Annotated in this window: 4 protein-coding genes and 1 pseudogene; 2 read left to right on the top strand and 3 right to left on the bottom strand. The window is 69.6% G+C overall.

The window, feature by feature from the left end; genetic code table 11:
- Positions 1–2: 2 nt before the first annotated feature.
- Complete coding sequence (locus tag DXK93_RS30335; RefSeq protein ID WP_233564650.1) at positions 3–1,166, top strand: YgeY family selenium metabolism-linked hydrolase; 1,164 nt, start codon at positions 3–5, stop codon at positions 1,164–1,166.
- On the opposite strand, the gene DXK93_RS30330 is transcribed toward DXK93_RS30335, so the two are convergent.
- Positions 1,163–2,068: a LysR family transcriptional regulator gene (locus DXK93_RS30330; RefSeq protein WP_119452075.1), complete on the bottom strand. Its 906-nt coding sequence runs from the start codon at positions 2,066–2,068 to the stop codon at positions 1,163–1,165. The genes DXK93_RS30335 and DXK93_RS30330 overlap by 4 nt on opposite strands.
- Positions 2,069–2,169: 101 nt before the next feature.
- On the opposite strand from DXK93_RS30330, the gene DXK93_RS30325 reads away from it, so the two are divergent.
- Positions 2,170–3,456, top strand: a complete 1,287-nt coding sequence (locus DXK93_RS30325; RefSeq protein ID WP_119452074.1) for an SGNH/GDSL hydrolase family protein — start codon at positions 2,170–2,172, stop codon at positions 3,454–3,456.
- A gap of 16 nt (positions 3,457–3,472) precedes the next feature.
- Here the strand turns inward: DXK93_RS30325 and DXK93_RS30320 are convergent, their stop codons facing one another.
- The gene (locus DXK93_RS30320) at positions 3,473–6,697 is read right to left on the bottom strand and encodes an error-prone DNA polymerase (protein WP_199728354.1); all 3,225 of its coding nucleotides are present in this window, start codon (positions 6,695–6,697) and stop codon (positions 3,473–3,475) included.
- A 6-nt stretch (positions 6,698–6,703) separates the two neighbouring features.
- Positions 6,704–7,607: pseudogene (locus DXK93_RS30315) on the bottom strand (DNA polymerase Y family protein); the annotation flags it as partial.

Here is a 7,607-nt window from a genome sequence, read left to right as displayed (position 1 = left end):
AGATGTGTATAAGAGACAGGATGATGACTCTGGACGTAGTTGCGTTGACCCAGGCGATGGTGCGCATTCCCAGCCTTTCCGGCAAGGAAGGCGAGATGGCGGCGCTGATGGCCGCGACGATGCGCGAGGCGGGGTTCAGTTCGGTGATGACCGATGGCAATGGCTCGGTGCTGGGGCTGATCGGCCCCGAGGATGCGGACGTGGCCTTGTTGTTCGACGGACACATGGACGTGGTGCCGGTGGCGGGCGACTGGCGCTTCGATCCGTTCGGCGCCGAAATCCGGGATGGGCGGCTATACGGGCGCGGCAGCACCGACATGAAGGGCGGCATTGCCGCGGCGATTTGCGGCGTGGCGGAGGCGGCGCGGGATGGCTTGAAGCACCGCGTGGCGGTGTCGGCCAGCGTGCTGGAGGAAGTTATCGAAGGGCATGCGCTGGCTTCGGTGCTGGACCTCTGCACGCCGCAGGCGGTGGTCATCTGCGAGCCGTCAAAGTTGCAGATCAAGGCAGGCCAGAAAGGGCGCGTGGAACTGCTGCTGACCTTCCACGGCAAGCCGGCGCACGCGGCGACGCCGCACATCGGCGTCAATCCCCTGCATGCGGCGGCCCGGGCGCTGGCCGCGCTGGAGAGCCTGCCGCTGCCGCACGACGAGGTGCTGGGCCAGGCGCTGCTGGTGCCGACGGACATCGTGTCGCATCCCTATCCGTCGATCTCCATGATTCCGATCTCGACGACGATACGCTTTGACCGGCGCACCGTCTCGGGCGAACGCCTGGAGGACGTGCTGGCGCAGATCCGCGGGCATCTGGCGGCCCACGGCCTGTCCGACTTCACCCTGCAGGTCAGCGAGGATCAAGTAGCGACCTATACCGGCCAGCACGCCACGCCGCCGCGGTGGTTGCCAGGTTGGCGCTGCGATGCGCAAGCCGGCTTGTTGCAGGCTGCGCGCGCGGCGGTCAGCGCCAGCGGCCGGGATCCGGTAGTGGGCAGTTGGGCGTTCTGCACCAACGGCTCGGAATCGGCCGGACGTCGCGGCATTCCGACGATAGGGCTGGGGCCGGGCAACGAAGAGGACGCCCACACGATCGACGAATCCATCGCGCTGGAGCAGCTGGAAGGCGCGCGCGACATCTACCGGAATCTGGTGCGCGCGGTCTGCGGCTAAGGCGTTTGCATGCCGGGCAGGCGGGCCAGCCGGTCATTCAGGAACTCGATCAGCAGCCGCGCCCGCAGCGACTGATAGCGGCGCGACGGGTAGATGAGGAAGGCCTCTTGCGGCGTGGCGCTCCATTTGGGCAGCACGCGCAGCAGTTCGCCGCTGGCGACCAGATCCTGCACCAGCCACGCGGGGCATAGGCCGATGCCGGCGCCCATGGCCAGGCTTTCGCGGATGGCCAGGGCGTTGTTGACGCGGAAGCGCCCCTGGGTCTGGACGGTGGCTAGGGTGGCGCCCTGGTGCAGTTCCAGGGTGTCGCCGGCAGCCAGCCAGGCAAAGCGCACGTATTCGTGCGCGGCCAGATCGCGGGGCGCGCGGGGCTTGCCGCGCTGCGCCAGGTAGGAGGGGGCGGCCACCAGGTAGCGCGGCGATAGGGCTGCCTTGCGGGCGATGGCGTTGGGCGGCAGATTGCCGCCCAGCCGCAGCGCCACGTCCACGCCTTCTTCCACCAGGTCCACGAACCGGTCGTTCAGGATCAGTTCGACCTGGATGTCGGGGTATTCGTCCAGGAATTCGCGGACCAGCGCGTTCAGGCGGAACTGGCCCAGCGCCACGGGCGCGTTGATGCGCAGGAAGCCGGCGGGCTTTTCGGTCTGGCCGCGGGCGTCGGCGACGGCTTCGGAGTATTCCTCCAGCACCCGCGTGGCGCGTTCGTAGAAGCGCTTGCCTTGTTCGGTGGGCACGACGCGGGTGGTGCTGCGTTCCAGCAGCCGCACGTTCAGGTCCTTTTCCAGCGCGGCGACGATCTTGCTCAGGGCGGGCTGGCTTAGGGCCTGTTCGCGGGCGACGGCGGACAAGGTGCCCAGCTCCACGGCGCGGACAAAGGCCCGCATTGCGCGCAGGGTGTCCAAGGTCATTCCTTTTTGGAAGAAGAGGTATGCAGTTTAGGGTTCTACCGGTGGAATTGGGAAGAACCTATCGTGACGTCACTTTCTCTTTTTCTGGAGTCGTCATGAATCGCTTCAATGCTTTTTCCCTGGTTTCGGCCGCTACCCTGTCCGCGGGCCTTGCGGTCCTGGGGCCGTCCGTGGCCGCCGCCGCGCAGCCGCCTGTTCAGTCGGATGTCGCGCGTTCCAGCTGGGTCAGCTCCTGGTTCGCCAGTCCGCAACCGCTGTGGGAGGATTCCTTCGTGCTGCTCACGGAAATGCCGGCCGAATTGCGCGGCCAGACTCTGCGCCAGACCCTGATGCTCAGCGTGGGCGGACCGCGCTTGCGGGTGGTGTTGTCCAACCGCTATGGGACTCAGCCCCTGGAGATTGGGGCGGCCAGCGTGGCGCTGGCCTCGGGCCAGTCCAGGATCCGTCCGGCGTCCAGTCGCGGGCTGGCCTTTGGCGGTCGGCCAAGCGTGACGGTGGCGCCGGGGGCGCAGGTGGTCAGCGATCCGGTGGACCTGCCGGTATCCGCGCTGGCCGAACTGGCCGTCAGCCTTTACTTCCCGCAGGCAACGCCGGTGACGACCTTCCATTGGGGCGCGCAGCAGACCGGCGCCCTGGTCCGGGGCAATGCCACGGCGGCGGCGGAGCTGCCTGAGGCGCAGGCGCTGCAAGGCCGGGCGTTCCTGGCGGGGATCTGGGTGGAAAGCCCGAAGCGCGTGCCGGTGGTGGTGGCCTTTGGGGATTCCCTGACCGATGGCAATGGCTCGACGCCGGGCGCCAACCGCCGCTGGCCGGACTTCCTGGCGCGCCGCCTGGCGCCGCAAGGCATGGGCGTGGCGAACGCGGGCATTTCGGGCGCGCGGGTCTGGGGCGACAAGATGGGGGTGAACGCGATGGCCCGGTTTGACGCCGACGTGCTGTCGCAGCCGGGCGTGCGCACGGTGGTGATGATGCTGGGCATCAATGACATCGGCTGGCCGGACAGCGGCTTCGCGCCGGACGACGCGCCCATGACGGCGGCCAGATTGACCGAGGGCTACCGGCAATTGGCAGAGGCGGCGCGCCTGCGCGGCGTGCGCATCGTCGGCGGCACCATTGCGCCGTATGAAGGCTCTTTGCACGGCACGCCGCTGTCGGGCCACTACAACCCGGCCAAGGACGCGGTGCGGCGGGAGGTGAACCGCTGGATCCGCGAAAGCGGCGTGTTCGACGCGGTGGTGGATTTTGACGCGGTGCTGCGCGATCCGGCGCATCCCGCGCGGCTGCTGCCCGCGTATGACTCGGGCGATAACCTGCATCCCAACGATGCCGGCTACCAGGCCATGGCGCAGGCATTGGACATGGCCACGCTGTTCGGCGATTGAACGGCGGCCGCAGCGGTCAGTGGAAATTCCGGCTCTGGGTGTTCAACCCGCCCAGCAGGTCGGACAGATCCACCAGCCGCTGCGCGATCAGGTGGCGCACGCCGTCCACGCTTTGCCAGGATCCGTAGACGCCCAGCAACGAGGACCCCAGCAATTCGCGGCGTTGGCGTTCTATGAGTTCCGGGCGCACGACCACGTTGACGGGGCCGGTCTCGTCTTCCAGCGTGACGAAGATCACGCCCTTGGAGGTTTGGGGACGTTGGCGCACGGTGACGATGCCGCAGGCGCGGGCCACGCGCTTGTCGGGGTAGCTGTTCAGCACCGAGGCGGGCTGGAAGTTGCGCGCCGCGAGCTGGGGGCGCAGCAAGGCCACCGGGTGGCTGCGCAGCGTCAGGCCCACGCTGCGGTAGTCGGCCGCCACGGCCTGGCCCTCGGACGGGGCGGCCAGCTGTGGCGCCTGGGTTTCCTGGATGGCGGCGTCGCGCAGCAGGTCGCGGCTCTGCACGCTGGCGGCGGCTTCCCAGCTGGCCTGGCGGCGATGGCCGGCCAGCGTGCGCAGGGCGTCGCCGGCGGCCAGCGAGTTCAGGTCATGGCGGCCGAGAGAGGCGCGGCGGGCCAGGTCGCCGGTGTCGGTAAAAGGGGCGGCAGCGCGCGCGTCTTCGATGCGCCGGGCGGCGTCTTCGCGCATGCCCTGGATCAGGCTCAGTCCCAGCCTGACGGCGGGACGGGTGCCGTCGGCGGCGGGCGCGTGCGGATGGGGGGGCCGGCGGGCGCCAGGATGACCGTCGGGCAGGGTCTCCAGGGCCGAGTCCCAGCCGCTGACCGTGACGTCCGCCGGCAGCACGCAGACGCCGTGGCGGCGGGCGTCCTGCACCAGTTGCGCGGGGGCGTAGAAGCCCATGGGCTGGGAGTTGAGCAGGGCGGCCAGGAAGGCTTCGGGCTCGTGCCGCTTGAGCCAAGAACTGGCATAGGCCAGCAGGGCGAAGCTGGCGGCGTGGCTTTCGGGGAAGCCGTATTCGCCGAAGCCTTCGATCTGCCGGAACAGCGCCTCGGCGAAATCCAGTTTGTAGCCATGGGCCAGCAGGCCGCCGACCAGTTTGCTGCGGTACTTGTCCACGCCGCCCTTGCGCTTCCAGGCCGCCATGGAGCGGCGCAACTGGTCGGATTCGCCCGGCGTGAAGCCAGCGGCCACCACGGCGATCTGCATGACCTGTTCCTGGAAGATGGGCACGCCCATGGTGCGGCTGAGCACGCCGCGCACTTTTTCGCTGGGATAGGTTTCGGGTTCCTTGCCCTGGCGGCGGCGCAGGTAGGGATGGACCATGCCGCCCTGGATCGGGCCTGGGCGCACGATGGCCACCTGCACCACCAGGTCGTAGTATTCGCGCGGACGCAGCCGCGGCAACATGGTCATCTGGGCGCGGGATTCGATCTGGAACACGCCTATGGTGTCGGCGTCGCAGATCATGTCGTAGGTGGGCGTGTCGCTGGCGGGTATGTCCTGCAGCCGCAAGGGTTGGCCGCGGCGCTGGCCGGCCAGCTCCAGCGTGCGGCGCAGGGCCGACAGCATGCCCAGCGCCAGCACGTCCACTTTCAGCAGGCCCAGCGCATCCAGGTCGTCCTTGTCCCATTGCACGACGCTGCGGTCTGCCATGGCGGCGTTTTCGATGGGCACCAGGCGCGACAGCTTGCCGCGTGAAATCACGAAGCCGCCGGGGTGCTGCGACAGGTGGCGCGGAAAGCCCATCAGGGTCTGCGCCAGCGCCGCCCACTGGCGCGCCACCTGCGATTCCGGGTCCAGGCCGCAGGCGCCCAGGGTGCGCAGCATTTCCTTCTTGCCGTCCCACCATTGGTGGGCGCGCGCCACGGCGTCGATGACGCCTGCGTCCACGCCCAGCGCGCAGCCGGTATCGCGCAGCACGCTGCGCGGCCGGTAGGAAATGACCACGGCGGTGAGCGCGGCGCGTTCGCGGCCGTACTTGCGGTAGATGTACTGGATGACTTCTTCGCGGCGCTGGTGCTCGAAGTCCACGTCGATGTCGGGCGGCTCGTTGCGTTCCTTGCTGATGAAGCGTTCGAACAGGTTGTTGCCGCGCACCGGATCCACTTCGGTGATGCCCAGGCAGTAGCAGACCGCGGAGTTGGCGGCGGACCCGCGGCCCTGGCACAGGATGCCCTCGCCGCGGGCGTACTGGACGATGTCGTAGACCGTGAGGAAATAGGCTTCGTAGTGCAGGTCCGTGATCAGGGCCAGCTCTTTTTCGATCTGCGCGGTGACGCTGTCCGGCGTGCCTGAAGGAAAGCGGCGGGCGGCCCCGGCCAGGGTTTCCTGGCGCAGATAGGTGGCCGGCGTGTGGCCGCGCGGAATGATTTCGTCCGGGTATTCGTAGCGCAGCTCGTCCAATGAGAAGGCGCAGCGGCGGGCCACGGCCAGCGTCTGGGCCAGCGCTTGCGGCGGGTACAGGTTGGCCAGGCGCATGCGAGTACGCAGGTGCTGTTCGGCGTTGCCGGACAGTTCATAGCCGCATTGCGATACCGGTTGGCGAGTGCGGATGCCGGTCAGCGTGTCGTGCAGCGGCTTGCGCGAACGCAGATGCATCTGCACCTGGCCCAGCGCCACGATGGGCAGGTCCGCGGCCTGCGCGGCGTGCTCGACCGCGGCGCGGTGCAGGTCGTCGCGCGAGCGGTGCAGCAAGGTCAGCCCCACCCAGGCGCGGTGGGGGAAGACGCGTGCCAGCCAGCGCGCCTGCTCGGCCATGCGGTCGGCGTCGGTGCCGTAGGCGGGGCTCAGGATGGCCAGGCATTCGGGCAGGTGGCGCAGATGGGCGTGGCCGCTGGGAGGATGGGTAAGGTCTTCGGGCGCCAGCTGGTATTCGCCCTTGGGCGCGCGGGTGCGGGCCAGGGTGATCAGTTCGGACAGGTTGCCGTAGCCCTCGCGCGTCTGCGCCAGCAGGGTCAGGCCCAGTGGCGCGGCGTCGGGCGCGGCGCGCAGCTGGAAGGTGGCGCCGATGATGAGCGGCAGCTTGCGGGCCTTGGCCTCCACGTGGGCGCGGACCACGCCCGCCAGCGAACATTCATCGGTGATGGCGAGCGCGGCGTAGCCCAGTTCGGCGGCGCGTTCGACCAGTTCCTCGGGGTGCGAAGCGCCCTGCAGGAAAGAGAAGTTGGACTGGCATTGCAGCTCGGCGTAGCCGGGCAACTGCGCCAGGATGCCGGGGGTGTCGTCGTCGTCCAGGCGCATGGCGTTTCAGGCGTAGAGCCCATGCAGGAACCAGCGGGCGTGCTCGTCGTCGCGCTCGCGGTAGATCCAGTAGCGCGCGGCGGCGGCGTCCTCGGCGACGAAGTAGTCGCGCACGGTCAAGGCCGGATCCCACCAGCCGCTTTCGATGCGTTCGGGGCCGCGCATCAGGCGCAGCGCCTGGCCGCCGTATTGCGGCCGGTGGCCGGACAGCTTCAAGGGCAGCGGCGGGTCCAGCAGCCAGAAGGGGCGGTCCAGCAGGGCGGGCAGGGGCGCGGGGCGTTGGGGCGGCGACAGCGCGTCGCCCCAGGCGTTGGCGGCCTCGGGGCGGTGGTCGGGTACCGGGTGGGCGTGGCGCACCTGGTCGCGGCCCAACCGCGCCACCAGCAGGTCCAGCAGCCGGGCATGGTCGGCAGGCGTGCCGCCGGGCTCGGGGAACAGGGTGGTGCTGGCGGCGGGCTGCTCGACCGTGTCGGGCGCCAGCAGCGCCACGGCGATCACGGGCGCTTCCAGTGTGAAGCGCGCCAGCTTTTCCCGCAGCAGGTGCAGGATCTGCGGCGCCTGCCAGACCGGCTGGGCCAGGGCCAGTTCCAGTTCGGTGGGCGGCCGGGCGTGGCGGCCGCGTTCGTGTTCCATGCTGAGCACCACGCGGCGTACCGCCAGTTGCCGGGCGCTGAGCCAGCCGCCCAGCTGTTCGGCCAGGCGGCGCGCCACCGCCAGCACCGCGTCGGTGTGCTCGACGTAGTCGGTGAGTTCGATGCGGCGCGAGAACTGGTGTGGCGGTTCGACCCAGCGGTGGAGCTCGGGCGCCAGGCCGTAGGCGGCGTCCAGGGCCTGCAGCAGTTCGGGGGCGCTGCGCCGCTGCAGCCCCGCGCGCGGCAGGGCGCGCAGGTCCGCCAGGATATGGCAGCCG

The sequence above is a fragment of the Achromobacter sp. K91 genome, assembly GCF_003576205.1.
Classification (GTDB): domain Bacteria; phylum Pseudomonadota; class Gammaproteobacteria; order Burkholderiales; family Burkholderiaceae_B; genus Achromobacter; species Achromobacter aegrifaciens.
This window is presented reverse-complemented; position numbering and strand designations above follow the sequence as displayed.